Below are 25,347 nucleotides of genomic sequence, written 5' to 3'. Positions count from 1 at the left end.
AGCGGCGTCCGGTGCGTGCTCTCGGCGTGCCGGCCGGAAGTCCTCGTACTGGACGTACTTGGGCTTTCGGCCGGTGCGGCGAGAGTGCGTGCCGGACGCCGCGACGGGGCGAACGTTGCCTGTTGCGGCACTAGCCTCTGCCGGTGTGCGGCATCGAGCGTGCGCCGGCGCCCGCGGGAGCGACGGGATGTTCGCCGTCGGGGGCGGGCCCCGTCGGGCGCTGCCCGGCACCGGCCGGCAGGAGCCGTCCTCGGCGGGATGCGCGGCGGGTGGTGTGTTGCCGGGCACCCGCGGCTGCGGGGCCGGACTCGATGGCGTGGAGCTGCCCGACGGCGGTCAGTAGTCGTCAGCCGTCACCGTCAGGACGCTCCGCGCGTCGTGGGATTCGTGTGGCCCGGCGGAGCGGCGGGTGGCGGCGCCCATGCCCACGGGGGTGGGCCGATGTCCGGCGGTGCGCGTCCGCGTCTACGAGGGTGGCTCGCATTCGGGTGACGGGGGGCGGTGTGGCGCCGTAGGGACGGATGGACGTGGGCGGCGGTGCTGTTTCGGGGAGCTGCGTCGGATGCCGGAGCCCCTCGTCAAGGGGACGTTGACATCGGTTCGGTCCGTACGGCCGCTCCGTCGAAGGCGCCCCGGAGGCTTTGGCCCGGTCAAGGGCCGTACGGCGAAGACGCCCGTCCGAGTGCTCCGGTTCCGCTTCCCGGGGTTCCCGGTAAAAGAATCCAGAACGGCCGAAACCCCCAAGATCCGCAGCTAGTCTCTCATTCTGCTCGGGGCACGTGAGCCGCACGACCCCTGTGTCACCCAGGGGGACATGTGCTGTTCGTGCACGGAGGACCCACCACCGCAGTGGTGCGGGGCAGTACGGGAGAGTCCGTCGTCCTCCTCTCAGGTGAGCTGCCCGACATACTGACCGAGGGCGCACTCACCGAACTCCTCGACCTCGCCGCGGCCGTCCTCGACGAGGAGGAGCTGAAACTCTTCCGGCGCTGCCTGGACGCCCTCGTCCGAGGCGAGGGCGGCACCCCGCGCCGCATCGAACTCGAAGGTGTCGTACTGACCGTTTACGAGGACTGATCCAGGCGATGCTAGCCCTCTGAGCCGTTGCCGGAGTGCCGGGAGGGGAAGCCGTGGGGGAGAGCAGAGGCCCGTCGGGAGAGCCGGGGAACCCGAACACGGGCGTGGCGCACAACGCCCGGGTCTGGAACTACTGGATCGGCGGCCGGGACAACCACCCCGTCGACCGGGCGGTCGGCGAGCAGGTCGCCACGATGTTCCCGGTGATCCGCGCCGTGGCCCGGGCCGACCGCGACTTCCTGGGCCGCGCCGTCCGCTTTCTGACCGGGGAGCGTGGGATACGGCAGTTCCTGGACGTCGGCACCGGACTGCCGGCCCTGGACAACACCCACGACATCGCCCAGCGGATCGCCCCCGAGTCGCGGATCGTGTACGTCGACAACGACCCCGTGGTGCTCGCCCACGCCCGCACGCTGCTGACCGGCACGCCCGAGGGCGCCACCGTCTACCTCGACGCCGACGTCCACGACCCCGACGCCATCATCCGGGGCGCCGCGGGAACCCTCGACCTCGGCCGGCCCGTCGCCGTCATGATGCTGGGCATCCTCAACTTCGTCCTCGACGGCGACGAGGCACGCGACATCGTGCGCCGGCTCATGGCCGCGCTCCCCTCCGGCAGCTGTCTCGCCCTGACCCACCCCACCACCGACGCCGACCTCGGCGGCGAGGGCAATGCCGCGGCCATGAGTTTCTGGAACGAGAACGCGACCCCGCCGATCACCGCCCGTGGCCGGGCCGAGATCACCACCTTCTTCGACGGCCTGGACCTTCTCGACCCGGGTCTCGTCTCCTGCGCCCAGTGGCGCGCCCGGCCCGGCGACGGGGCGGTCCTCCCGCAGTACGGCGCGGTCGCCGTGAAACCCTGACGGGACCGGCCGGGACCGGCCGGGGCTGGTCGGCGCCGGTCGGCGTGCTGACGTCCGCGGACGGCCTCCTGGCCCGGCCGTACGGCGCCACGTAACGTGACACGACATGGAGACAGCCGCTGACCTGTGCCGGAAGGGTGTGTCGTGAAGATCCTCATCAGCGCCGACATGGAGGGCGCCACCGGGGTGACCTGGCCCGCCGACGTGTTGCCGGGGACACCGCAGTGGGAGCGCTGCCGGCCGATGTTCACCTCGGACGTCAACGCCGCCGTCCTCGGCTTCTTCGACGGCGGCGCCGACGAGGTGCTGATCAACGAGGCCCACTGGTCCATGCGCAATCTGTTGCTGGAGCAGCTCGACGACCGGGCCGAGATGATCACCGGACGCCACAAGACGCTGTCCATGGTGGAGGGCGTCCAGCACGGAGACGTCGACGGGATCGCGTTCGTCGGCTACCACACGGGCGCCGGCACGGAGGGCGTCCTCGCCCACACCTACCTCCCCAACTCGATCACCGGCGTGTGGGTGAACGACGTACGGGCCAGTGAGGGACTGCTCAACTCCCATGTCGTCGCCGAGTACGGAGTGCCCGTCGTGCTCGTCACCGGCGACGACCTGACCTGCGAGGACGCGCTCGGCTACGCGCCGGAGGCACTCAAGGTCGCCGTCAAGGACCATGTGTCGCGGTACGCGGCGGTCTGCCGTACACCGGCCAGGACCGCCGCCGACATCCGGGCCGCGGCCAAGGCGGCGGCAGCCCTGGCGGTGCGTCAAGAACCCCTGGTGAGCGGCCCGTTCACGATGGCGGTCGAATTCGACGCCGAACACCTGTCGATGGCGGCCACCGTCGTGCCCGGCGTGCGGCGCGTCGGGGAGCGCAAGGTGGTGTACACCAGCGACACCATGTACGAGGGGATTCGCACCTTCAAGGCGGTCACCACGATCGTCTCGGCCGCGGTGGAGGAGCAGTATGGCTGACCGGAGGACCATGGACGAGCGGGCCGCGGAAGCTCGGGACATGAGTGAACGGGCCGTGGACGAGCGGGCGTTGGACGAGGTCGTACGGTTCACCTCCGACCTCATCCGTATCGACACCACCAACCGGGGCGGCGGCGACTGCCAGGAGCGCCCCGCCGCCGAGTACGCCGCCGCGCGCCTCGCCGAAGCGGGCCTCGAACCCACGCTGCTGGAGCGCACCAAGGGCCGTACGAACGTAGTCGCCCGGCTCGAAGGCACCGACCCGTCCGCCGACGCGCTGCTCGTCCACGGTCACCTCGACGTGGTGCCCGCGCAGGCCGACGACTGGAGCGTGCACCCGTTCTCCGGGGAGGTCCGCGACGGGGTTGTGTGGGGGCGCGGCGCGGTAGACATGAAGAACATGGACGCGATGATCCTTGCGGTCGTACGCCTGTGGGCGCGCCTCGGCGTCAGGCCCCGGCGCGACCTGGTGATCGCGTTCACGGCCGACGAGGAGGCGAGCGCGGAGGACGGCTCCGGGTTCCTCGCCGACCGGCACCCGGGACTGTTCGAGGGCTGTACCGAGGGCATCAGCGAGTCCGGGGCGTTCACCTTCCACGACGGCGCGGGCCGGGAGCTCTATCCGATCGCGGCGGGGGAGCGCGGCACCGGCTGGCTCAGGCTCACCGCGCACGGGCGGGCGGGCCACGGCTCCAAGGTGAACCGGGCGAACGCGGTGACCCGGCTGGCCGAGGCGATCGCCCGGATCGGCGCGTACGAGTGGCCCCTCAGGCTCACCCCCACCGTCCGCGCCGCCCTCACCGAACTCGCCACGCTGTACGGCGTCGACGCGGACCTGGACGACGTCGACGGGCTCCTCGACAAGCTCGGGCCCGCCGCGGCGCTCGTCGAGGCGACCGTCCGGGGCAGCGCCAACCCGACCATGCTCAGCGCCGGTTACAAGATCAACGTGATTCCGGGGGAGGCCGTCGCCCACGTGGACGGCCGCTATCTGCCGGGCGGCGAGGAGGAGTTCCGCGCGACCCTCGACCGGCTCACCGGACCGGACGTGGAGTGGGAGTTCCACCACCGCGAGGTGGCCCTCCAGTCGCCGGTGGACTCGCCGACGTACGCCAGGATGCGTGCCGCCGTCGAGGAGTTCGCGCCGGAGGGGCACGTGGTGCCGTACTGCATGTCGGGCGGTACGGACGCCAAGCAGTTCTCGCGCCTCGGCATCACCGGCTACGGCTTCGCCCCGCTCAAGCTCCCCGAGGGCTTCGACTACCAGGCCCTCTTCCACGGAGTCGACGAACGCGTTCCCGTCGAGGCGCTGCACTTCGGCGTCCGCGTCCTCGACCGCTTCCTGCGCACGGCCTAGAGAGGACAGGATGCAGAACCTGGCGTACGGATCGTGGCCCTCGCCCATCGCCGCGGCGCTCGCCGCCGCGCACGACGGGCATCCCGAGTTCGTCGGTTTCGTCGGCGACGAGGTGTGGTGGACCGAACCCCGGCCCACGGAGGGCGGACGGCGCACGCTCGTACGCCGACAGACCGACGGCACGCAGGAGCCGGTGCTGCCGGCTCCCTGGAACGTGCGCAGCCGGGTCATCGAGTACGGCGGACAGCCGTGGGCCGGCGAGATGCGCCCCGAGGGACCGTTCGTGGTGTTCGTGAACTTCGCCGACCAGCGACTCTACGCGTACGAGCCCGACGCCCCGGACGCGCGGCCCCGCCCGTTGACCCCCGTTTCCCCGGTGGGCGGCGGACTGCGCTGGGTCGACCCGCGGTTGCGCCCCGAGCTGGGCGAAGTGTGGTGTGTGCTGGAGGAGTTCACCGGGGACGGACCCACCGACGTACGTCGGGTCGTGGCCGCGGTGCCGCTCGACGGGTCGGCGGCGCAGGACCGCGACGCGGTGCGCGAACTCACCGACGGCAGCCACCGGTTCGTCACAGGACCCCGGCTCTCGCCCGACGGCGGGCAGGCGGCCTGGCTCGCCTGGGACCACCCGCGCATGCCCTGGGACGGCACCGAACTGATCCTCGCCGACGTCACCGAGCACGGCACCCTGCGCGGCGCGCGGCCCGTCGCGGGCGGACCGGAGGAGTCGATCGCCCAGGCGGACTGGACCCCCGACGGCACGCTCCTGTACGCCAGTGACCGCACCGGCTGGTGGAACCTGTACCGGCTCGGGGACGACACGTCCGTCTGCCCCCGGGAGGAGGAGTTCGGCGGGCCGCTGTGGAAGATCGGGTACCGCTGGTTCGCGCCGCTGGAGAGCGGGCTCGTCGCCGTCGTGCACGGCCGGGGCGCCACCGCGCTCGGGATACTCGACCCGGAGACCGGCGAGGTCGTCGACGCGGCCGGCCCCTGGACCGAGTTCACCCCGACACTCGCGGTCCACGGCAGCCGGATCGTGGGCGTCGCCGCCAGCCCCCGCAGCGCGTACGAGGTCGTCGAACTGGACGCCCGCACCGGCCGCGCCAGGGTGATCGGCGCCGGCCACGCCGACCCGGTGGACCCCGCGTACTACCCGGAGCCGCAGATCCGCACCTTCACCGGCCCCGCCGGGCGCGAGGTCCACGCCCACATCTACCCGCCGCACCACCCCGACCACGTGGCACCCGGCGACGAACTGCCGCCCTACGTCGTGTGGGCGCACGGCGGACCCACCGGCCGCGCGCCCCTCGTCCTCGACCTGGAGATCGCCTACTTCACCTCACGTGGCATCGGCGTCGCCGAGGTCAACTACGGCGGATCGGCGGGGCACGGGCGGGAGTACCGCAACCGGCTGCGCGAGCAGTGGGGCGTCGTCGACGTCGAGGACTGCGCGGCCGTCGCGCTCGCCCTCGCCGAGGAGGGCACAGCCGACCGGCACCGGCTCGCCATCCGCGGCGGCAGCGCGGGCGGCTGGACCGCCGCCGCCTCCCTGACCGGCACCGACGTCTACGCCTGCGGCACGATCCTCTATCCGGTCCTCGACCTCGGCGAATGGGGCTCGGGGGAGACCCACGACTTCGAGTCGCAGTATCTGGAGACGCTGATCGGGCCGATCGCCGAGGTGCCGGGCCGGTACGTGGAACGCTCGCCCAGCGAGCGCGCCGACCGCATCTCCGCGCCCTTCCTGATCCTCCAGGGCCTCGACGACGTCATCTGTCCGCCCGCGCAGTGCGAACGGTTCCTCGCCAGGCTGGCCCGGTCGACCGGGCGCCGCGTACCGCACGCCTATCTCACCTTCGAGGGCGAGGGGCACGGGTTCCGGCGGGCCGACACCATGGTGCGGGCCCTGGAGTCCGAACTCTCCCTGTACGCCCAGGTCTTCGGCCTGCGTCCGCCCGGCATCCCCACCCTGCACCTCACCGCCCGAGAAGAGTCCGTCACAGCGCCGACGGGATCCGTCCCACCGATCGTGGAGTCCACCCAGTGAAAGCCCTGGCCCGTCCAGCCCGTCTCGCCCCCGGGGCCCGCGTCGCCGTCGTCGCGCCCAGCGGGCCCGTGGTCGAGGAGCGGCTGGCCGCGGGCCTCGACATCCTGCGCGGCTGGGACCTCGACCCGGTCGTGGCACCACATGTCCTGGACCGGCACCCCGAGTTCAGCTACCTCGCGGGCACCGACGCCGACCGGGCCGCCGATTTCCAGGCCGCCTGGTGCGACCCGGACGTGGCCGCGGTGCTCTGCGCCCGCGGCGGCTACGGCGTCCAGCGCATGGTCGACCTCCTCGACTGGGACGCGATACGGGCCGCAGGCCCCAAGGTGTTCCTCGGCTTCAGCGACATCACGGCACTGCACGAGGCGTTCGCGAACCGCGCGGGGCTGGTGACCCTGCACGGGCCGATGGCCGCGGCCGTCGACTTCATCAAGAACACTCGGGCACAGGAGCACCTTCGGGCGACGCTCTTCGAACCGGAGACGGTACGGGTGATCGAGTCCGGCGGGGGAGCGGCACCGCTCGTGCCCGGCCGCGCCTCGGGTGTCCTCCTCGGCGGGTGCCTGAGCATGCTCGCCGCCGACCTGGGCACCCCGCACGCCCGGACCTCCGCGCGCGGCGGGCTGCTGTGCCTGGAGGACGTGGGCGAGGAGACGTACCGCCTGGACCGGGCGCTCACCCAGCTCCTGCGGGCCGGCTGGCTGGACGGGGTCACCGGGATCCTGCTCGGCTCCTGGGCGCGCTGCTCGCCGTACGAGCGCGTGCGGACGCTGCTCACCGACCGCCTCGGCGGGCTCGGGGTGCCGGTCGTCGAGGAGTTCGGATTCGGGCACGGCGAGGGCGCGTTGACGATTCCGTTCGGGGTTCGGGCCGAACTCGACGCGGACGCCGGGACCCTGACGCTGGAGGAGCCGGCGCTCGCCCGGAACCTGTCGTGAAGGCCCCCGTCGCGTACTGTGTCGGGATGCCTGAGAATGCCTCCGTCTATCTTGCCGAGGGGCCCCGCGTGGGCATCCGGCACTTCACCCACGAGGACGGTGCCGAGTTCACCGCACGGGCCCGGGAGAGCAAGGCGCTGCACCAGCCCTGGCTCTTCCCGCCCCGCAGCGTCGACGCCTATGCCGCCTACGCGGGGCGGCTCATCGAGGACCGTACGAAGGCCGGGTTTCTGGTCTGCGAACGGGACAACGGGGCCATCGCCGGCTTCATCAACATCAACAACATCGTCGAGGGCGGCTTCCTGTGCGGGGCGCTGGGCTACGGCGCCTTCGCTCACGCCACCGGGCGCGGGCTGATGGCCGAGGGGCTCGGGCTCGTGGTCCGGTACGCCTTCGGGGCGATGGGGCTGCACCGGCTGGAGATCAACGTCCAGCCCCGGAACGCGGCCTCGATCGCCCTCGCCCGGCGCTGCGGATTCCGGCTGGAGGGGTTCTCGCCGGACTTCATCTACATCGACGGGGCGTGGCGCGACCACGAGCGATGGGCCATCACCTCGGAGATGCTCCCGCCGAGCTGAACCTCCCGTAGAGCCGGATCTCCCTTCGAGCACCGACGCCGTCGTCGCCTTTGCGGAATCCTGACCGGATCCTGACGAGCGGACACCCTGGTCAGGTGGTCGATGTCCCTGTTCCATGGTCATCGTGACGACGATCCGACGTGACGTACTGACCCTGCCGGTCGCGGAGTTGGGCCCGGACAACCCGCTGCCACCCCTGCGGCCGCTCGACGAGACACACCGCGTCGACGACCGCAGCGGCGTCGACCTGCCGCGCGACATGGCCAGGCAGATGCGCTACGAGCCGCTGCGGAGCCTCCTGCCCGAGCGCATCCGGGACGGATACGACAGACGGCGCGAGCCGCGCGGGATCGACACGATCGTGATCGAGAACGACCGGCTGCGGGCGGTGGTGCTGCCGGGTCACGGCGGCCGGGTGGCCTCGCTGTTCCACAAGCCCTCGCAGCGCGAACTCCTCTACCGCAACCCGGTGGTGCAGCCCGCCTGCTTCGCACTCAACGGAGCCTGGGTATCCGGCGGCATCGAGTGGAACATCGGCGCGACCGGCCACACCACCCTTTCCTGCGCCCCCGTGCACGCCGCCCGTGTCCCCGCCCCCGACGGCGGCGAGATGCTCCGGCTGTGGGAGTGGGAGCGGCTGCGCGACCTGCCGTTCCAGGTCGACCTGTGGCTCCCGGACGGCTCCGACTTCCTCCACGTCGGCGTCCGCGTCCGCAATCCGCACGAGAAGCCCACGCCCCTGTACTGGTGGTCCAACATCGCCGTACCCGAGGAACGCCGGGTGCTGGCCCCCGCGGACGAGGCCTGGCACTTCGGGTACGAGCGGCGGCTGCGGAGGGTGCCGGTACCGGAGCACGAGGGGGTGGACCGCACGTATCCGCCGCGCAGCGTCTTCCCCGCCGACTACTTCTACGAGGTGCCCGACGGGCAGCGCCGCTGGATCGCCGCGCTCGACGACACGGGCGACGGGCTCGTGCAGACGTCCACCGACGTGCTGCGCGGGCGCAAGCTGTTCGTCTGGGGCTCCGGTCCGGGCGGACGGCGGTGGCAGGAATGGCTCACCGAACCCGGCACCGGCGGCTACTGCGAGATCCAGGCCGGACTCGCCCGCACCCAGCTGGAGCATGTCCGGCTGGAGGCGGAGAGCGAGGTGTCCTGGCTGGAGGCGTACGGGCCGCTGGCGGCGGATGCGGGGGCGGTGCACGGGGCGGACTGGGCGCTCGCGCGGGCGGAGACGGAACGCCGGCTGTCGGAGGTACTCCCTCGCGGGGACGTCGACGCGGCGTACGAGGCGTGGCTGCCGTACGCCGACACCGAGCCCGGTGAGGTGCTGGCCGTCGGGTCCGGCTGGGGCGCGCTCGAAGTGCTGCGCGCCTCCCACAAGCTGCCCGGCACGCCGTTCCAGGAGTCCACACTGGGGGAGGCGCAGGCGCCCTGGGTGGAGCTCCTGCGGACCGGTGCCTTCCCGGAGCCGCGGCGGGTCGGGCCTCCCGGTGAGAGCCTGGTCGCTCCGCACTGGCGGGACATGCTGGAGACCGCGCCCGCCAAACCGCTCACCGAGTACCACCTCGGCGTCGCCCAGTGGCACGCCGGGGACCTGGCGCAGGCCGTGCGCAGCTGGGAGCGGGCGCTCGAACTCGCCCCGTCGCTCTGGCCGTTGCTGCGGTGTCTGGCCGTCGCCGACCAGGAGGCCGGCAACCGGGAACGGGCCGCCGACCGGTACGCCGAGGCCTTCGACGACCTGTGTCAGGAGCGGCGTGACGACGGTCCGGCCTGGACCGCGGCCACGGCCGCGCTCGGGCGGGAGGCGGTGGGGGCGCTGCTCGCTGTGGGGCGTACCGGGGAAGCCCGCCGGGTCTGGGATCGACTGCGGCCCGTTACTCGGGCGCGCGGCCGGTTCCGTCTGCTGGAGGTGGAGCTGCGTCTCGCGGAGGGGGACCGGGACGGGGCGCGGGGGGTCTTCGACGAGGCGTTCGAGGTCGCCGACCTGCGGGAGGGGGCGGAGACCATCACCGCCCTGTGGGCCCGTCTGACGGACGAGCCACTCCCGCCCCACTACGACTTCCGCATGCGCCCGCCCTCCAACTAGTGCCGCAACAGGCAACGTTCGCCCCGTCGCGACGCCCGGCACGCACTCTCGCCGCACCGGACGAAAGCCCAAGTACGTCCAGTACGAGGACTTCCGGCCGGCACGCCGAGAGCACGCACCGGACGCCGCTCCTTGACGGGCAAACGTTGCCTGCCGCGGCACTAGCCTTTCCTCGCCCTCGCCCTCGCCCTCGCCCTCGCCCTCGAACGCCGGACGGGCTGAAGGCGCGCTGGCGCTCCTGAGGGGCGCGGGGAACCGCGTGATCAGCCCCCACTCACCCGCAGTCGAAGAACACACCCGGGGTCTGGGGCGAAGCCCCGAGGGAGCGGTCAGAGGGTCGGGGATCCGCGGTCGACGTACTCGTACACCACACCGTCCGGATGCATGGCGATCAGATTGCGCCCGGCCGGCGTCCCCACCGGTCCCGCCAGAATCCGTGCGCCCAGCTCGCTGAGCACCCGATGCGCGTCCTCGACGTCCTTGACGGCGATGGTCGCGGAGACCTTCCGCAGGACGTCCAGATCGGCCTCGGGTCCGCTCATGAGCAGGAAACAGCCCACCGCCGCCACCGACACACCGCCGCGCTCGAACCGCAGGGCCCGCCCACCGGCAAGTCTTTCGTAGAAGGGGACCGAAGCCTCCAGGTCGTCGACGCAGATCCGCAACGTGGCTCCCAGAATCTCCATGCGGACGAGCTTAGTTGGGCACGCCGGAGGACGAGATCGTTTCGGACGTCTCCTCCGGACGACCGAATGACCCCCTCGGGGGGAGGAGGAAACACCGGAGCCCCCGGGTTTGGGTGCCCCGACCGCGGGGACGCGGAAAGCCCCCGTACGAGGCACGAGCGACATCACCGGAGGCGAAACCGTGAGTCGACCCCGCATCGTGATCGTCGGTGCCGGCTTCGCCGGGTACCGAACCGCCCGCACGCTGGCGCGGCTGACCCGGCACAAGGCCGACATCACCCTTCTCAACCCGACCGACTACTTTCTGTATCTGCCCCTGCTGCCTCAGGTCGCCGCAGGAGTCCTGGAGCCGCGCCGTGTCACCGTCTCGCTCCCCGGCACCCTGCCCCACGTACGCCTGGTGCTGGGCGAGGCCGACGGCGTCGACCTCGACGCACGCACCGTGTACTACACGGATCCCGAGAGCGAGCCGGGCACGCTGACGTACGATCGTCTCGTGCTGGCCGTCGGCGGCGTGAACAAGCTGCTGCCCGTGCCCGGTGTCGCCGAGTACGCGCACGGCTTCCGCGGACTGCCCGAGGCGCTGTACCTCCGCGACCATGTGACCCGGCAGGTGGAGCTGGCCGCCGCGTCCGACGACCCGAAGACCTGTGCCGCGCGGTGCACGTTCGTGGTGGTCGGCGCCGGGTACACGGGGACCGAGGTCGCGGCCCAGGGACAGCTGTTCACCGACGCGCTGGTACGCAGGCAACCACTGCGGGAGGGCATGCGGCCGCGCTGGCTGCTGCTCGACGTCGCGCCGCGTGTCCTGCCCGAGCGGCTCTCCCGCGCCGCCGACCGCGTCCTGCGGCGACGGGGCGTCGACGTGCGCACGGCGACCTCGGTCGAGGAGGCGACCCCGAGCGGCGTCCGCCTCAGCGACGGGGAGTTCGTCGGCACGCGGACGCTGGCGTGGTGTGTCGGCGTACGGCCCGATCCGCTCGTCGAGGTGCTCGGGAAGCCACTGGAACGGGGGCGGCTGCTCGTCGACCCGTATCTCCAGGTGCCGGGCCGTCCCGACGTGTTCGCGTGCGGCGACGCCGCCGCCGTGCCGGATCTTGAGCGGCCTGGGCAGTACACGCCGATGACGGCGCAGCACGCCTGGCGGCACGGGAGGGTCGCGGGGCGCAATGTCGCCGCCACGCTCGGCATCGGGAGCCGACGCGCCTACCGCCATCGCGACCTGGGCTTCACCGTCGATCTCGGGGGTGCGCAGGCCGCCGCCAACCCCCTGGGCATCCCGCTGTCCGGCCCCCTCGCCGGGGCCGTCACCCGCGGCTACCACCTCGCCGCGATGCCCGACAACCGCGTCCGCGTCGCGGCCGACTGGCTGCTGGACGCCGTACTGCCGCGCCAGGCCGTGCAGTTGGGCCTGGTCCGCTCGTGGTCGGTGCCGCTGGACACCGCCTCGCCGGAACTGGCACGGGTGGCCGGTTCCCCCGGCGACTTCACGAGCCGTCCGGAAGGAGAGTCATGAACACCACAGTGAACGCCATGGACACCCGTCAACTCGAGGAACTCGCACAGCAGTTGCGTGTCGACAGCGTGCGCGCTGCCGCCGCTGCCGGATCCGGGCATCCCACGTCCTCGATGTCGGCGGCCGACCTGATGGCGGTCCTGCTGGCCAAGCACCTGCGCTACGACTTCGAGCGCCCCCAGCATCACGGCAATGACCGTTTCATCCTCTCCAAGGGGCATGCCTCACCGCTCCTGTATGCCGCGTACAGGGCGGCCGGGGCCATCAGCGAGGCCGAACTGCTCACCTTCCGCAAGCTCGGCAGCCGGCTCGAAGGGCATCCGACACCCCGGCGGCTTCCGTGGGTCGAGACCGCCACCGGCTCGCTCGGCCAGGGGCTGCCCGTGGGGGTCGGCGTCGCACTGGCCGGTAAACGGCTCGACCACACCGGCTACCGGGTGTGGGTGCTGTGCGGCGACAGCGAGCTCGCCGAGGGATCCGTCTGGGAGGGCGCCGAGCACGCCGGATACGAGCACCTCGACAACCTCGTAGCGATCATCGACGTGAATCGGCTGGGCCAGCGCGGCCCGACCCGGCACGGCCACGACCTCGACGCGTACGCGCGCCGGTTCCAGGCCTTCGGCTGGCACACCGTGGAGATCGACGGACACGATGTCGACGCCATCGGCCGCGCGTACGCCCAGGCCGAGTCCACCGCGGGACAGCCGACCGTGATCATCGCCCGCACGCTCAAGGGCAAGGGCGTCGAGTCGGTCCAGGACCGCGAGGGCCTGCACGGCAAACCGCTGCCGGACGCCGAGGAGGCGATCGCCGAACTCGGCGGAGTGCGCAACCTGCACGTGGAGGTCCAACAGCCTCCCCCGGCAAGGGTGTTGCATGCCGTACGCTCCGGCCACCTCGAACTGCCCCGCTACGACATCGGGGACAAGGCCGCCACCCGCGACGCCTACGGACAGGCGCTCGCCGCGCTCGGCACCGCCCGTGGTGACGTCGTCGCCCTGGACGGCGAGGTGGGCGACTCCACCCGCACCGAGCTCTTCGCCAAGGAACACCCCGACCGCTTCTTCGAGTGCTACATCGCCGAGCAGCAACTCGTCGCGGCCGCCGTCGGCATGGCCGCGCGCGACTGGGTGCCGTACGCCACCACGTTCGCGGCGTTCCTCACCCGGGCCCACGACTTCATCCGGATGGCCGCGATCAGCGGCTCCGACATCAACCTCGTCGGCTCGCACGCGGGCGTCTCGATCGGCCAGGACGGCCCCTCGCAGATGGCCCTGGAGGATCTGGCGATGTTCCGGGCGCTGTACGGCACGACCGTGCTCTACCCGTGCGACGCCAACCAGACGGCCAAGCTCGTCGCGACGATGGCGGACTGCGAGGGCATCCGCTATCTGCGCACCTCACGTGGGGACACCCCGGTGATCTACAGCCCCACCGAGGAGTTCCCCGTCGGCGGCAGCAAGGTACTGCGCGCCAGTGACGAGGACCGGCTGACGCTCGTCGCCGCGGGCGTCACCCTTCACGAGGCGCTGGCCGCCGCCGAGTCGCTCGACCGCGAGGGCATCAAGGTCAGGGTCATCGACCTCTACTCGGTCAAGCCCGTCGACCGCCGCACCCTGCGCGAGGCCGCCGAAGAGACCGGCTGCCTCGTCACCGTCGAGGACCACCGCGAGGAGGGCGGCATCGGCGACGCGATCCTCGACGCATTCCTCGACGGCCGCCCGGTGCCACGCCTGGTCCGCCTCGCCGTCCGTACGATGCCGGGTTCGGCGACCCCCGCCGAGCAACTGCACGCCGCGGGCATCGATGCGGAGTCGATCGCGGCGGCGGCGAGGCTGCTGGTGGAGACGGCGATCGTGCGCTGAGCCGAGCCGTACCTGCTGAATCCTGAATCCTGAATCCTGAATCCTGAATCCTGAAAACTGAATCCCGAATCCGATGCCGGATTTGAATTCGGCCTGGAAAATTCGAATACGACCTGGAAATGCCCTGGAGATGCCTGCGGCCCGAGGCCTGAACAAGACCTCGGGCCGACTCCGGAAACAGCTTTACGGGAATGGCTTCACCAGCGATACCAGCGGCCCCTGCTCCCCGAGGCGCTCGTTCCGCGCACCAGGAATCCCAGCAGCCACAGGACAATGACCACCAGCGCCACCCACCAGAGCAGCTTGATCGCGAATCCGGCGCCGAAGAGAATCAAGGCCAGCAGTAGTACCAGCAGAATGGGAACCATAATGTGTACCTCCTGCTGTCCGTGTTTCCCGCAGCAGGCGGATCACGCTTCTTTTCGGCAGAGAATTTCTCCGTGCAGGACGGAGAACCAGCCGTCCTCCTGCCGGGCCCACTCCCGCCACGCCTCCGAAACGGCCCGCAGTTGCGCGGTGGTCGCGTGTCCGCCCTCGGTGGCGCGCTCCGCGTACGCCGAGGCCTGCGTGCGATCGGCCCACAGTCCGCCCCACCACTCCCGCTCGTCCTCGGTGGCGAAGGTCCAGGTGTCCGACGTCGCCGTGATGTCCTTGATGCCGGCCGCCAGTGCCCATGACTTGAGACGGCGGCCGGCCACCGGTTCGCCCCCGTTGGCTCGGGCCACGCGCAGGTACAGGTCCTGCCAGTCGGTCAGGCCCGGCACCTCGGGATACCAGGCCATCGCCGAGTAGTCCGCGTCGCGGACGGCGATGAAACCGCCCGGCTTGGTGACCCGGTACATCTCGCGCAGCGCCTGCACCGGGTCGCCCACGTGCTGGAGCACCTGATGGGCGTGGACCACGCAGAAGGTCTCGTCCGGGAAGTCCAGGGCGTGCACGTCCGCGACCCCGAACTCGACGTTCTCCAGGCCGCGTTCGGCTGCCACGGCGCGGGCCTGGTCCAGGATTCCCGGGGCGTGGTCGACGGCGGTGACATGGCCTTCGGGGACCAGTTCCGCCAGGTCTGCGGTGATGGTGCCCGGGCCGCAGCCGATGTCCAGGATCTGCATGTGGGGCTTCAGCGAGTCGAGCAGGTAGGCGGCCGAGTTGGCGGCCGTGCGCCAGGTGTGCGAACGCAGTACGGACTCGTGGTGGCCGTGTGTGTAGACAGCGGTCTCCTGCGACTTCGACATGACCGTTTCCCCTTCGCGTCGTCTCGTCGGTTGTGCGTCACCGTACGCCCGCATGTCGCATGTTGAGACCCCAGTCTTGTCATGTGGACACTGTCATGGTCGGCGGCGTGCGAGGAGACCGCGGACGGCGTACGCGGCCGCCGTGCCCAGCGCCGCGCCCGCGAGGACGTCGCCAGGGAAGTGGGCGCCGGTGTAGACGCGGGACAGAGCCACGGCGGTGGCGAGCGGTACCACCGCGGCGCCCCAGCCGTGCGACTCCAGTGCCACGCCCGTGGCGAAGGCGGCGGCCGATGCGGAGTGGCCCGAGGGGAACGAGGTGGTGATCGGCTGTCGCTTGAGCCGGCGGGTCAGGGGGACCGGGGCGAGGGGGGGGCGGGGGCGGCGTACCGAGCGCTTGCCCACGGTGTTGATCGTGGCGGAGGCGAGGGTGAGGGAGGCGAGGCCGGTCGCGGCGGCTCGGCGGGCGTGGGGGGTGCGGGTCGCTGTGAGTGCCGCCGCGGTGGCGAACCACAGCAGGCCGTGGTTCGCGCTGCGGCTCAGTTTGGGCAGGAAGGGGTCGCAGCCCGGCCAGTGGCGGGATGCGATGGCTTCGAAGAGGCGGGAGTCTGCTGCGAGGAAGTGGTTTCGGAGGGTGTGGTGGTTCGAGGGGTGGGTGGTGAGGTCGATGTCCGGGGTGACGGTCATGAGCTCCCCGTACCCGCCGAACCACCGTTTCCTCGCCCCCGCCGCCCCTACCCGTCCCATCCTCGACCTGGGGGCGCCGCCCCAGACCCCCCCGGGGCGGGTTTGCCGGCCGCGGGCGGGTGGGGGCTGGTCGCGCAGTTCCCCGCGCGCCTGGGCGGGGCTTCGCCCCGATCTCCCGACCACCCGTGGTCGCTCGGCTGTAGGTGGATGGGGGCTGGTCGCGCAGTTCCCCGCGTCCCTGGAAGCCTCCACCGCGGCCCGCATCTTTCAGCCCGCCCCGCGCTTGAGGACGAGGCCGTTCAGGCCGAAGCGGGGGGCTGGGGGGCGGCAGCCCCCTGGGATGGGACGGGCAGGGGCGGCGGGGGCGAGGAGGGTCGGGGGCATATGCGTTTGCTCCGTGGGCCGGGGGGCCGGAGAATGCCTGCCCATGGGACATCTCGAAGCCGCGCATCTTGAGTACTACCTTCCCGACGGGAGGGCGCTGCTCGGCGATGTGTCGTTTCGGGTGGGGGAAGGGGCCGTCGTCGCGCTGGTGGGCCCCAACGGAGCGGGCAAGACCACGCTGCTGCGGCTGATCTCGGGGGAGCTGAAGCCGCACGGGGGCACCGTCACCGTGACCGGCGGTCTTGGTGTGATGCGGCAGTTCGTGGGGTCCGTGAGAGACGACACGACCGTGCGCGACCTGCTCGTCTCCGTGGCGGCGCCCCGCATACGGGAGGCCGCCGAGGCCGTCGACGCGGCCGAGCACGCGATGATGACCGTGGACGACGAGGCCGCCCAGCTCCGCTACGCGCAGGCACTCTCCGACTGGGCCGAGGTACGCGGGTACGAGTCCGAGACGCTGTGGGACATGTGCACGACGGCCGCGCTCGGCGTCCCGTACGAGAAGGCGCAGTGGCGACTGGTGCGCACCCTCTCCGGAGGAGAGCAGAAGCGGCTGGTGCTGGAGGCCCTGCTGCGCGGCACCGACGAGGTACTGCTCCTCGACGAGCCGGACAACTACCTCGACGTACCGGGCAAGCGCTGGCTGGAGGAGCGGCTCAAGGAGACCCGCAAGACCGTTCTCTTCGTCTCCCACGACCGAGAGCTGCTGTCCCGCGCCGCCGAGAAGATCGTCAGCGTCGAGCCCAGCCCCACCGGCGCCGACGCATGGGTGCACGGCGGCGGCTTCGCGACGTACCACGAGGCGCGACAGGAGCGGTTCGCCCGCTTCGAGGAGCTGCGCAGGCGCTGGGACGAGAAGCACGCCCAGCTGAAGAAGCTCGTGCTGAATCTGCGGCAGGCGGCTTCCATCAGCCATGAGTTGGCGTCCCGGTACGCGGCGGCGCAGACCCGGCTGCGGAAGTTCGAGGAGGCCGGCCCGCCGCCGGAGCCGCCGCGCGAGCAGGACATCAAGATGCGCTTGCACGGAGGGCGTACCGGCGTACGGGCCATCACCTGCAAGGGACTTGAGCTCACCGGGCTGATGAACCCGTTCGACCTGGAGGTCTTCTACGGCGAGCGGGTCGCCGTGCTCGGCTCCAACGGCTCCGGCAAGTCGCACTTCCTGCGCCTGCTCGCCGGCGACACCGTCGCGCACACGGGCGAGTGGAAGCTCGGCGCGCGCGTCGTGCCCGGACACTTCGCCCAGACGCACGCCCACCCGGAGCTCCAGGGCCGCACCCTTCTCGACATCCTGTGGAGCGAGCACTCCCAGGACCGGGGCGCCGCCATGTCCCGGCTGCGCCGCTACGAGCTGACCGCCCAGGCCGAGCAGCGCTTCGAGAAGCTCTCCGGCGGCCAGCAGGCACGCTTCCAGATCCTGCTGCTGGAACTGGAGGGCTCCACGGCCCTGCTGCTGGACGAGCCCACCGACAACCTCGACCTTGAGTCGGCCGAGGCACTCCAGGAGGGCCTGGAGGCATACGAGGGGACGGTGCTCGCGGTCACCCACGACCGCTGGTTCGCACGCTCCTTCGACCGCTATCTCGTCTTCGGCTCGGACGGCAGGATCCGGGAGACGGCGGAACCGGTGTGGGACGAGCGGCGCGTCGAGCGGGCCCGGTAGGAATCCGGCCCGGTAGGAATCCGGCCCGGTAGGAATCCGGCCCGGTAGGACTCGGGCCCGCCAGGACTCGGTCCCGGTCCCGGTCGTCCCGTCCTTCCCGGAGGACCGGGGGCCCGGAAGTTCGTAGAGTGGAGGGAGGACGGCGAGATCCACGGCTCCCTCCCGGACGCCGCTCGGGCGCCGCGCACGGCAGCGCCTGCCCGGCGGCTACCCGGACCGCGCCGCAGGACACGACGAGCGGGGTACCACCATGACCGGAGTCGACCCGGACCGGCTGGACGACCAGCAGCTGATGAAAGAGCTGGAGACGATCCACCGCACCCGCCACGACACACTGCTGCACGGTTCGAACGACGCCCTGCGGACCCACAACATGCGCATGGCGCAGTTGGAGGGCGAGTACCTGCGCCGCCATCCGCGCCGTCCCGTCGCCGCGGGCCGTACGCGCGACGGAGCCCGGGAGCGGGGCCTCGCGGCGGAGCGTGAACGAGCGGCGGAGTGCTGAACGACGGGCCGGGCCGAACTCGCCCGGCCCGCACACCCGTTGCGGACGCCCCCGCCGCCCCCGCCGCCCCCGGTCCCCGCTGTCGCCGGTGGACCGAGGTGCGCCGGACGGTGCCGCATTCCGCAAGGGCGGACACTCCGTCAGGCGGCCTGCCGGGCGAACGCCTCCAGGAACGCCTCGTCGAACCCCTTAGGTCGTCCGGCTTACGGCTGGTGACCAGGGTGTTGGGTCCCTGCTCGCACACGCACGCTCTTCACCGCGTCCGCCGGGCGCGTACGACCGATTCGGCCAGCTCGTGGACCGTGGTGTAGCGCGCCTTGTGCGGGCGCCGCTCCACGGCCTCGATCAGGGGGTCCGGCGCGTGTTTGTCGCGCAGGGTGTCGGCCAGGTCGCGGGGACCCGCGGGGAAGGCGGTACGGCTCAGGAACCGGGCCAGTTCCAGCCGCACCGTCTCGATGGAGTCGGGCGCGCGGTTCGGTGCCACGGGGCCGCGCGCGATCTCCGGGTCGTCGTCGGCCGTCGGCTCCGGGTCCTGCCACTCCACGGTCCGGGTGGGGTGACCCGACCTGAGCAGGCCCCGCAGTTCGTGTTTCATCTCGTCGTCCCGGTGGACGCTCAGCCGGTCGCTGCCTCGCTGCATGACTCCCTCCAGGGGATCGGGGACGGTGATCGCGTACCCATGAACCCGGGGTCGACACGTCCGTGGGAGAACGGCACGACGAGCTCCACCACCAGGCGGCATGATGACGGCCGGAGAACCGGTTCTCCGAGGTCATGGGGGTGGAAGTGACGGGGATGTCGCTCGAGGCGCTGGACGCGGTGCCGTGGGACCGGCTCGAGTCGGCGCTGCCCCGGCACCCGGTCGAGGAGGTACCTCGCGCGCTGCGGCGGCTGGCGCTCGCGGGCGGGGCCGCGACGGAGGAGTACTGCTACCCGCTGTACTCCTGCCTGGTCGCGGGCAACGGCCGGGTGCCCTCCGCGGCGACCGCGGCCCTGCCCTTCGTGGTGGCGCTCGCCGCCGACCCGGGGGCGGGCGCGCGAGTCGACCTCGTAGGACTGCTGGTGGCTTTCGAGCACGCGACCAGGACGGCCCGGCCGGACCTGGTGGACGAGGGGTGGCCCGCGGCGTGGAGACGCCACCAGAGTGCGGTCCTGGCGCTGCTCGCGGACCCGGACCCCGATGTGCGGCGGGAGGCCATTCCCCTCGCGGTCGGTGTCGTACCGCTCCTGGAGCGGTGGCGGGCCGAGACGGACCCGGCGGTGCGTCTGCCGGTGCTGCTGCAGCTGGGACGGGTGGCCGCTGCCGCGGAAGCGGATGCCCGGTCGGTCGAGGAGGTGCGGGCGGTCCTCGACGGCGTCCTGCGTGACGGCGAGCCCGTCATGAAGGTCGCGGCCGTGATCGCCTGGGCGCGGCTCGACCCGCAGGAGCCGGTCCGGCGGATCGACCTGCTGGTGGAGACACTCTCCGACCCCGCCGTGCGGCCCAGGCTCGAGGAGATCTGGTACGTGGTGGGCGTCGAGGAACCCTTCAGCTGTGAAGCGGTCGTCACCTGGGCCGCCGAGCTGTTCGACCACGACGCCCGGACGGCAGCCTCCTTCGTGGTCCGGCTGGCCGACGCGGCGGCCCGCACCGGGAACACCGAGCTGTCCGGGGCGGTGCTGAACGAGGCATGGCGGCTGCTGGTGCTCAGGCCGTCCGCGGCGCCCGCGCTGCTGCCGGTGGCGGGCCGGCTGCTGGACGACCGGGCCGACCCCGTGCGCCTGCGGGCGGCACACCTTCTGGCGGTGCTCGGCCGGCGGTCGGCCCGGTACGCCGACCGGCTCGCCACGCTGCTCGACGACCCGGGGAAGGATCCCTGCCTGGAGGGGACCGTCGGTGAGTACGCGCGCTGGGCGCTCACCCGGATCGGCGACCCGCGCGCGATGCCGGGGCTCGTCGAGCGGCTCTACGAGCCCTATCGGGAGCACTACGGACGTGGCTACTGCGTCAGCGACCCGCGACTTCCGGACGTCGACGCCGTGCTGGTTCCGCTGCGGGCGCACGCCGACGTCCTGCTGCCCGCACTGCGGGAGGTGATGCGGCACCACACGGCGCACAACGGCGGCCACGGCCCGCTGACCGGCGCCTTCCTGAAGGTCCTGAAGGCGTGGGGGCCGGACGCGCTGCCCGCGCTGCCGGAGGTCGTGGCGCTGCTGGACGACGCCGAGGGCTCGCTCACGATCGTCGAGGTGCTGGCGGCGATGGGGCCGGGCGCCGCGTCCGCCGAGGCCGCCCTGCGCGCCTGTAAGCCGCTCAACTGGCCGGAATACCAGCGGAACGTGGCGTGGGCCGCCTCGCAGATGGGCGGAGACCGTACAACGGCGCTGCGGCTCATCGGCGACGCGGTGCTGACCGAGGAGGGTCCCTACTACGGGCCCGTCCACCTGCTGACCGAGTTCGGTCCCACGGCCGCGCCGTACGCCGACCGGGTGCGGCACATCATGGAGAACACCGACGGATTTCGCCGGATCGAGGCCGCGCTCGCCCTCTGGTCGGGCACGGGCGAGCCCGAGCCGAGCGTCTCCGTCCTGGAGGAGTTCGTCCTGCCGATCGCCGACGGCGGCGACGACTATGGGTTCTTCGGAGAGGCGCTGCGAGCCCTGACCCGGATCGGCACCCTGACCCCCGCGACGCGCGCCGCACTGCGGACGGTACGGGGCTTCGACGGCCGCCTGGCGCAGGAACGGAACTACGAGGCCTTCCTCCAGGACGAGGAGCTGCGCGCCGCGATCGAGTACCTGCTCGCCCTTCCCTGAGCCCAAGGTGCCGACAGGCGCGAATGGTTGCCCCCGGTGTTTGCCTCGCACAGGCCGGGGCAGGCGGAATTCAGTGCTTCGGACAGGAGGCACGTCCGTGGGAGCGGGGAAGTCCTCGCCACGGGTGTGCCGTTCGACGCACCTGTGCGCTCCCTCGGTGACCGTCCAACCCAAGGCACCTGCAAGGGAGTTGCGACGCACCATGCGAAACCAAGTGAGCGCGAAACGCCATCCGCACGACGACGCCCCCGACACCACGGAGGCATTCCGCAGGCTCGCCTCGCTCCCTCCGGGCCGGCAGCGCGACACGCTCCGCGAGCAGATCGTCGAGGCCTGGCTGCCGATGGCGGACCGGCTCGCGGGCCGGTTCCGCAACCGCGGTGAGAGCCTGGAGGACCTGCGCCAGGTCGCGGCGCTCGGTCTGGTCAAGGCAGTGGACCGGTACGACCCAGAGCTCGGCAACGCCTTCGAGAGCTACGCCGTGCCGACCGTCACCGGCGAGATCAAACGGCACTTCCGCGACCACATGTGGACCCTGCACGTGCCGCGCCGCGTCCAGGACCTGCGCAACCGTGTGCGGTTCGCCGTCCAGGAACTCTCGGGGACCATCTCGGGCCGCAGGCCCACCGTCGCCGAGATCGCCGAGCACGCCCGGATGAGCGAGGGGGACGTCCGGGCCGGCCTGGAGGCTCTGGAGAGCTTCACGGCGCTCTCCCTGGACGCCGAGGTCCCCGGCAGCGACGACGGCTACTCGCTCAGCGACGCCCTCGGCTCGGCCGACCCCGCGCTCGACGTCGTCATCGACCGCGAGGCCGTCAAGCCCCGGCTGCAGGCCCTGCCCGAGCGTGAACGCACCATCCTCTACATGCGGTTCTTCGGCGACATGACGCAGAGCCGGATCGCCGACGAACTCGGGATCTCGCAGATGCACGTGTCGCGGCTGATCAGCCGGTGCTGCCACCGGCTGCGCGACCAGGTGATGCGCGACGTGGCGTAGCCGCTACCGGGGCGCGCTCATCGCCAGCGTCAGGTGGCGGGACATCATGTCCATCGCCTGGGCCTCCGCCATCGAGAACGCCCGGCGGGCGCCGCTGCGGAACAGGGTCAGCACGCCCTGTACGGGGCCGGGCGCGGTGGTCAGGGGCACGCACAGCAGCGACGTCACGTTCGCGCGTACGAGGATCGGGGCGCCCGAGGCGTCACGGCCGAAGGCGTCCGGATCCTCGGGGCGCACCCGCAGCGCCGTGGATCCGCCCCGGGCCGCCTCGACGACGAGCGGACACGTGGCGGGATCCTGCGCGGTCACGTCCCTCGCCTCCGCCACGCTGTCGGAGGGGGCGAGCACCGTCGTACGGGACAGCCGCGCCGCCCCCGCCGCGTCGGCCACCACCCAGTCGGCGAACCGCCCGTGCAGCACCGCGGCCGCCCGCTCCAGCACTCCGGACGGATCGCCGACCGGGCCGCTGAGCAGCGCCGTGGTCATGGTGTCCACCAGGTCCATCAGCGCCGCGTGCCGGGTCGTCTCGGTCAGGGTCGGTACCGGGCCCGGCACGCGCTCGTGGGACGGCACCCGGCTGTCCGCGGGCTGCAGGACGACGAGGACGGCGGTGCGGGGTTCGCCGCTGGGCCGCAGCGCGGTGAGCGTCGCCCGTACCGGCACCGCGGGCTGCTGCTGGAGGTGCACGGTGAGACTGCGGTCGCCCTCGCCGCGCGCCACCGCCGCCGCCTGCGAGCGGAACGCGGCACGGTCGGCGTGCGCGAGGAAACCGGTGAGCGGCCGGCCCGTCGCGTAGCCGGCCCGGACGCCGGTGAACGAGGTCGCCGCGAAGTTCAGCCTGCGCACCACCGTCTCGCGGTCCACCAGCGCGACAGGCACCGGCACCCGTTGGAAGAGCGCCTTGAGGAGCTGTTGCTCCTGGCGGTCGACGGAGGTGACGCCGGACGGGCCTGTCGAGGACAGACTCTCGTACCATGGCCACAACCGGCCCGCCACGTGGTCGAGTTCGAAGATCGCCGCGTCGAGCACCGTCGGCAGGTCGTCGGCCGGTACCGATCGAGCCGCCTTGAGCTCCGCCACGCGGCGCACGAAATCCGCGAGTTCTTCACCGAATTCGTCCGTCTGCGCCATGCGATGAACGTAACCCGAAGGTCTGGTTCCGGGTGTGGCGGGGTGTAATCCGCCGCGCCTGTTTTCCGCGCAGGTGAGCGGGAAGGCGCGGAGGGAGGAGGGGTGAACCATGCTGTATGCGGGGCGACTTGAGCAACGCGGTCAAAACGATCAGCACGGTCAGGGTGGTCAGGGCGGTCAACTCGGTCACCTGGGAACGCGGTCGCCGGAATCCACGCTCCCGGGGAGACGGCTGTCGGAGCTCGCCGAGCAGGCCGCCCGCTGCACCACCGATTGCTGCGGCGCCAGCTGCATGGTCTGCGAGGGTGGCCCTGAACGGCCCGCCGCGGTCACCCACCCCGACCTCGCCGCACTCGTTTCGGTCCAACTCCGCTCCGGAGACGGTCCGATCCCCGCCGCGCTGGAACGCGGTGAGCCCGTCGACTCGGCGGACCTGCTGCGCGAGGAGCGCTGGCCGGCGTACCGCGCGATGGCCCTCGACTCGGGTGTCCGCTCCAGTGTCACGATCCCCTTCCGGCGTTCCGGGCTGACCGTGACCCTCAGCCTCTACAGCTTCCGGCCCGGCGCACTGGAGGACGTCCCGCACGGACCCGCCCGCGCGCTCGGCGACCTCGCCGTCGCCTGCCTGGTCCGCGACCGTTCCTACCGGGCCGCGCTCACCGAGCTCGACCAGCTCGGCGCCGCGCTGCGCACCAGGCCTGTCGTCGACCAGGCGTGCGGGATCGTCATGCACGTACTGGGCTGCGACGCGGACGCGGCCTTCGGCGTACTGCGACGCATCTCGCAGGCGACCCAGCGCAAACTGTCCGACGTCGCCTCGGCCGTCGTGGACAAGCGCGGACGCGGCCTGGAACGGGAGCTCGTCTCCCTGTCGAACTGACCCGGTCGGCCGAGTCGCCGCTGTCACCCGCGTCACCCGCTCGGGCGTCCGTGTCGCGCGAATGGTGTCCGGCCGCGCGCGCCCGGCGCCGGGGCGGGCTGTGATGGGGCGGGGGCGCGACGGCCGTGCCCCCTTCAGACAGTGTCTGTCCGAAGGAGCCCGACCCATGCGCCGTACCGTCCGTGTCCTGTCCGCCACCGCCCTGGCCTGTGCCGCCCTGGGAGCGGCCGCCACGGCCGCGTCCGCGGATCCGGGCGCGGAGGTCGATCCCCGTTCCGTGGGCCCCGGTGGTCTCCTCTCCATCTCCGTCACCTGCGACGCGATCGGCGGTACCCCGCCCGAGTCCATCGACGCCCACTCCCAGGGCTTCGAGGGGGGCAAGATCCAGCTGCACCGGGTCACCGGCGGCGACGAGAAGACGGGCGGCGCCGCCTCGTACCGCGGGACGGCCCGTATCCCGGCGGGTGGGACTTCCGACGGTGGATCCGGTGGACTCGGAGGGGTTGGCGGACTTGGAGGGGTCGGCGGGTTCGGAGTGACAGGCGGGACCGGCGAGCAGTTCAACAGCGATTCCGACGCCGGGAACCGCGAGGCCCAATGGGGCGTCAACGGCGTGTGTCCCGTAGCGCCGGGCGGCCAGGAGCGGCCGTGGAACGCCTCGTACACCGTGTCCCACGGCACCGGCACCGGCACCGGCACCGGCGTCGGCTCGGGCGCGGGGCGTGAGACCGGTGCGGCTCATGACACGGGCGCGGGGCGTGACACAGGTGCGGCTCATGACACGGGCACGGGGCGTGACACAGGTGCGGCTCACGACACGGGCGCCGGGCGCGAGACCGGTGCGGCTCACGACACCGGCCCCGGGCGTGACACCGGCGCGGCTCACGACACTGGTACGGGGCGTGACACAGGTGCGGCTCACGACACGGGCGCCGGGCGCGAGACCGGTGCGGCTCACGACACCGGCCCCGGGCGTGACACCGGCGCGGATCACGACACCGCGGAGCGCCCCGCCGGTGCGCAGTACGGAGTGCAGGGCGGCGAGGGCGGCGCCTTCACCGATTCCGTCCCGGCCCTG

22 protein-coding genes and 1 pseudogene are annotated in these 25,347 nt (G+C 72.2%); 17 read left to right on the top strand and 6 right to left on the bottom strand.

Going from position 1 to position 25,347, the window contains the following annotated elements; translation table 11 throughout:
- The first annotated feature begins 187 nt into the window (after nt 1-187).
- The 9 genes from ABZ656_RS42020 to ABZ656_RS41980 all read left to right on the top strand — a co-directional run bounded on the left by ABZ656_RS42020 (nt 188) and on the right by ABZ656_RS41980 (nt 9,930).
- Complete coding sequence (locus ABZ656_RS42020) at nt 188-343, top strand: hypothetical protein (protein WP_180362170.1); 156 nt, start codon at nt 188-190, stop codon at nt 341-343.
- A 482-nt stretch (nt 344-825) separates the two neighbouring features.
- Nucleotides 826-1,077, top strand: coding sequence for a hypothetical protein (locus ABZ656_RS42015; RefSeq protein WP_360275651.1), 252 nt, complete (start codon nt 826-828; stop codon nt 1,075-1,077).
- A 53-nt stretch (nt 1,078-1,130) separates the two neighbouring features.
- Nucleotides 1,131-1,943, top strand: coding sequence for an SAM-dependent methyltransferase (locus tag ABZ656_RS42010; RefSeq protein ID WP_360275648.1), 813 nt, complete (start codon nt 1,131-1,133; stop codon nt 1,941-1,943).
- A gap of 144 nt (nt 1,944-2,087) precedes the next feature.
- A complete protein-coding gene (locus tag ABZ656_RS42005; protein ID WP_360275645.1) occupies nt 2,088-2,921 on the top strand; it encodes a M55 family metallopeptidase in 834 nt (277 codons plus the stop codon).
- Between the two features lie 40 nt (nt 2,922-2,961).
- The gene (locus ABZ656_RS42000) at nt 2,962-4,278 is read left to right on the top strand and encodes a M20/M25/M40 family metallo-hydrolase (RefSeq protein WP_360275660.1); all 1,317 of its coding nucleotides are present in this window, start codon (nt 2,962-2,964) and stop codon (nt 4,276-4,278) included.
- A gap of 10 nt (nt 4,279-4,288) precedes the next feature.
- Nucleotides 4,289-6,325, top strand: a complete 2,037-nt coding sequence (locus tag ABZ656_RS41995) for a prolyl oligopeptidase family serine peptidase (RefSeq protein WP_360275642.1) — start codon at nt 4,289-4,291, stop codon at nt 6,323-6,325.
- Nucleotides 6,322-7,263 (top strand): LD-carboxypeptidase, encoded by a 942-nt coding sequence (locus ABZ656_RS41990; RefSeq protein ID WP_101401841.1) that lies wholly within the window; start codon nt 6,322-6,324, stop codon nt 7,261-7,263. The genes ABZ656_RS41995 and ABZ656_RS41990 overlap by 4 nt, the downstream gene beginning before the upstream one ends.
- 26 nt (nt 7,264-7,289) lie before the next feature.
- Entirely contained in the window at nt 7,290-7,841 is a 552-nt protein-coding gene (locus ABZ656_RS41985) for a GNAT family protein (protein WP_095857640.1), read from the top strand.
- A 115-nt stretch (nt 7,842-7,956) separates the two neighbouring features.
- Entirely contained in the window at nt 7,957-9,930 is a 1,974-nt protein-coding gene (locus ABZ656_RS41980) for a DUF5107 domain-containing protein (RefSeq protein WP_101401842.1), read from the top strand.
- 329 nt (nt 9,931-10,259) lie between these two features.
- Here ABZ656_RS41980 and ABZ656_RS41975 read toward each other — a convergent pair whose 3' ends face one another.
- Entirely contained in the window at nt 10,260-10,616 is a 357-nt protein-coding gene (locus ABZ656_RS41975) for a VOC family protein (protein WP_101401843.1), read from the bottom strand.
- Between the two features lie 181 nt (nt 10,617-10,797).
- Here ABZ656_RS41975 and ABZ656_RS41970 point away from each other — a divergent pair, with 181 nt between their 5' ends.
- Nucleotides 10,798-12,132: an NAD(P)/FAD-dependent oxidoreductase gene (locus ABZ656_RS41970; protein ID WP_360275637.1), complete on the top strand. Its 1,335-nt coding sequence runs from the start codon at nt 10,798-10,800 to the stop codon at nt 12,130-12,132.
- 17 nt (nt 12,133-12,149) lie between these two features.
- The gene (locus ABZ656_RS41965; protein WP_360275657.1) at nt 12,150-13,997 is read left to right on the top strand and encodes a transketolase; all 1,848 of its coding nucleotides are present in this window, start codon (nt 12,150-12,152) and stop codon (nt 13,995-13,997) included.
- A gap of 197 nt (nt 13,998-14,194) precedes the next feature.
- On the opposite strand, the gene ABZ656_RS41960 is transcribed toward ABZ656_RS41965, so the two are convergent.
- The 3 genes and pseudogenes from ABZ656_RS41960 to ABZ656_RS41950 all read right to left on the bottom strand — a co-directional run.
- Complete coding sequence (locus tag ABZ656_RS41960; protein ID WP_101401845.1) at nt 14,195-14,365, bottom strand: hydrophobic protein; 171 nt, start codon at nt 14,363-14,365, stop codon at nt 14,195-14,197.
- 42 nt (nt 14,366-14,407) lie between these two features.
- Nucleotides 14,408-15,229 (bottom strand): class I SAM-dependent methyltransferase, encoded by an 822-nt coding sequence (locus ABZ656_RS41955; RefSeq protein WP_101401846.1) that lies wholly within the window; start codon nt 15,227-15,229, stop codon nt 14,408-14,410.
- Nucleotides 15,230-15,340: 111 nt separating this feature from the next.
- A pseudogene (locus tag ABZ656_RS41950) lies at nt 15,341-15,913 on the bottom strand (phosphatase PAP2 family protein); the annotation flags it as partial.
- Nucleotides 15,914-16,340: 427 nt separating this feature from the next.
- Here ABZ656_RS41950 and ABZ656_RS41945 point away from each other — a divergent pair.
- Entirely contained in the window at nt 16,341-17,960 is a 1,620-nt protein-coding gene (locus tag ABZ656_RS41945; RefSeq protein ID WP_101401849.1) for an ATP-binding cassette domain-containing protein, read from the top strand.
- Nucleotides 17,961-18,210: 250 nt separating this feature from the next.
- On the top strand, nt 18,211-18,465 hold the full coding sequence (locus ABZ656_RS41940) for a DUF6158 family protein (RefSeq protein ID WP_360275632.1): 255 nt from the start codon (nt 18,211-18,213) through the stop codon (nt 18,463-18,465).
- 253 nt (nt 18,466-18,718) lie between these two features.
- Here the strand turns inward: ABZ656_RS41940 and ABZ656_RS41935 are convergent, their stop codons facing one another.
- Nucleotides 18,719-19,105 carry a DUF2795 domain-containing protein gene (locus ABZ656_RS41935; RefSeq protein WP_101401851.1) on the bottom strand — a complete coding sequence of 129 codons (387 nt, stop codon included), beginning with the start codon at nt 19,103-19,105 and terminating at the stop codon, nt 18,719-18,721.
- Between the two features lie 155 nt (nt 19,106-19,260).
- On the opposite strand from ABZ656_RS41935, the gene ABZ656_RS41930 reads away from it, so the two are divergent.
- Nucleotides 19,261-21,261, top strand: coding sequence for a hypothetical protein (locus tag ABZ656_RS41930; RefSeq protein ID WP_360275629.1), 2,001 nt, complete (start codon nt 19,261-19,263; stop codon nt 21,259-21,261).
- 202 nt (nt 21,262-21,463) lie between these two features.
- Complete coding sequence (locus ABZ656_RS41925) at nt 21,464-22,258, top strand: RNA polymerase sigma factor SigF (protein WP_101401853.1); 795 nt, start codon at nt 21,464-21,466, stop codon at nt 22,256-22,258.
- Between the two features lie 3 nt (nt 22,259-22,261).
- Here the strand turns inward: ABZ656_RS41925 and ABZ656_RS41920 are convergent, their stop codons facing one another.
- The gene (locus ABZ656_RS41920; protein ID WP_360275626.1) at nt 22,262-23,389 is read right to left on the bottom strand and encodes a PAS domain-containing protein; all 1,128 of its coding nucleotides are present in this window, start codon (nt 23,387-23,389) and stop codon (nt 22,262-22,264) included.
- A gap of 190 nt (nt 23,390-23,579) precedes the next feature.
- Between ABZ656_RS41920 and ABZ656_RS41915 the strand changes: the two genes are divergently transcribed.
- Nucleotides 23,580-24,269, top strand: a complete 690-nt coding sequence (locus tag ABZ656_RS41915) for a GAF and ANTAR domain-containing protein (protein WP_360275654.1) — start codon at nt 23,580-23,582, stop codon at nt 24,267-24,269.
- A 166-nt stretch (nt 24,270-24,435) separates the two neighbouring features.
- A partial coding sequence (locus ABZ656_RS41910; RefSeq protein WP_360275623.1) for a hypothetical protein occupies nt 24,436-25,347 on the top strand: 912 nt, incomplete at its 3' end.

Origin of the sequence: Streptomyces sp. NPDC007095 (assembly GCF_040634475.1) — a bacterium.
Taxonomy (GTDB): Bacteria; Actinomycetota; Actinomycetes; order Streptomycetales; family Streptomycetaceae; genus Streptomyces.
Note: the sequence above shows the minus strand (reverse complement) of the source record. Positions and strands in the feature narration are given on the sequence as shown.

Coding starts and splice junctions, on each gene's coding strand:
- ABZ656_RS41945 (WP_101401849.1), top strand. CDS start 16,341: ATGGGACATCTCGAAGCCGCGCATCTTGAGTACTACCTTCCCGACGGG.
- ABZ656_RS41955 (WP_101401846.1), bottom strand. CDS start 15,229: ATGTCGAAGTCGCAGGAGACCGCTGTCTACACACACGGCCACCACGAG.
- ABZ656_RS41960 (WP_101401845.1), bottom strand. CDS start 14,365: ATGGTTCCCATTCTGCTGGTACTACTGCTGGCCTTGATTCTCTTCGGC.
- ABZ656_RS41940 (WP_360275632.1), top strand. CDS start 18,211: ATGACCGGAGTCGACCCGGACCGGCTGGACGACCAGCAGCTGATGAAA.
- ABZ656_RS42020 (WP_180362170.1), top strand. CDS start 188: ATGTTCGCCGTCGGGGGCGGGCCCCGTCGGGCGCTGCCCGGCACCGGC.
- ABZ656_RS41980 (WP_101401842.1), top strand. CDS start 7,957: ATGGTCATCGTGACGACGATCCGACGTGACGTACTGACCCTGCCGGTC.
- ABZ656_RS41930 (WP_360275629.1), top strand. CDS start 19,261: ATGTCGCTCGAGGCGCTGGACGCGGTGCCGTGGGACCGGCTCGAGTCG.
- ABZ656_RS41925 (WP_101401853.1), top strand. CDS start 21,464: ATGCGAAACCAAGTGAGCGCGAAACGCCATCCGCACGACGACGCCCCC.
- ABZ656_RS41965 (WP_360275657.1), top strand. CDS start 12,150: ATGGACACCCGTCAACTCGAGGAACTCGCACAGCAGTTGCGTGTCGAC.
- ABZ656_RS41975 (WP_101401843.1), bottom strand. CDS start 10,616: ATGGAGATTCTGGGAGCCACGTTGCGGATCTGCGTCGACGACCTGGAG.
- ABZ656_RS42000 (WP_360275660.1), top strand. CDS start 2,962: ATGAGTGAACGGGCCGTGGACGAGCGGGCGTTGGACGAGGTCGTACGG.
- ABZ656_RS41935 (WP_101401851.1), bottom strand. CDS start 19,105: ATGCAGCGAGGCAGCGACCGGCTGAGCGTCCACCGGGACGACGAGATG.
- ABZ656_RS41920 (WP_360275626.1), bottom strand. CDS start 23,389: ATGGCGCAGACGGACGAATTCGGTGAAGAACTCGCGGATTTCGTGCGC.
- ABZ656_RS41995 (WP_360275642.1), top strand. CDS start 4,289: ATGCAGAACCTGGCGTACGGATCGTGGCCCTCGCCCATCGCCGCGGCG.
- ABZ656_RS41985 (WP_095857640.1), top strand. CDS start 7,290: ATGCCTGAGAATGCCTCCGTCTATCTTGCCGAGGGGCCCCGCGTGGGC.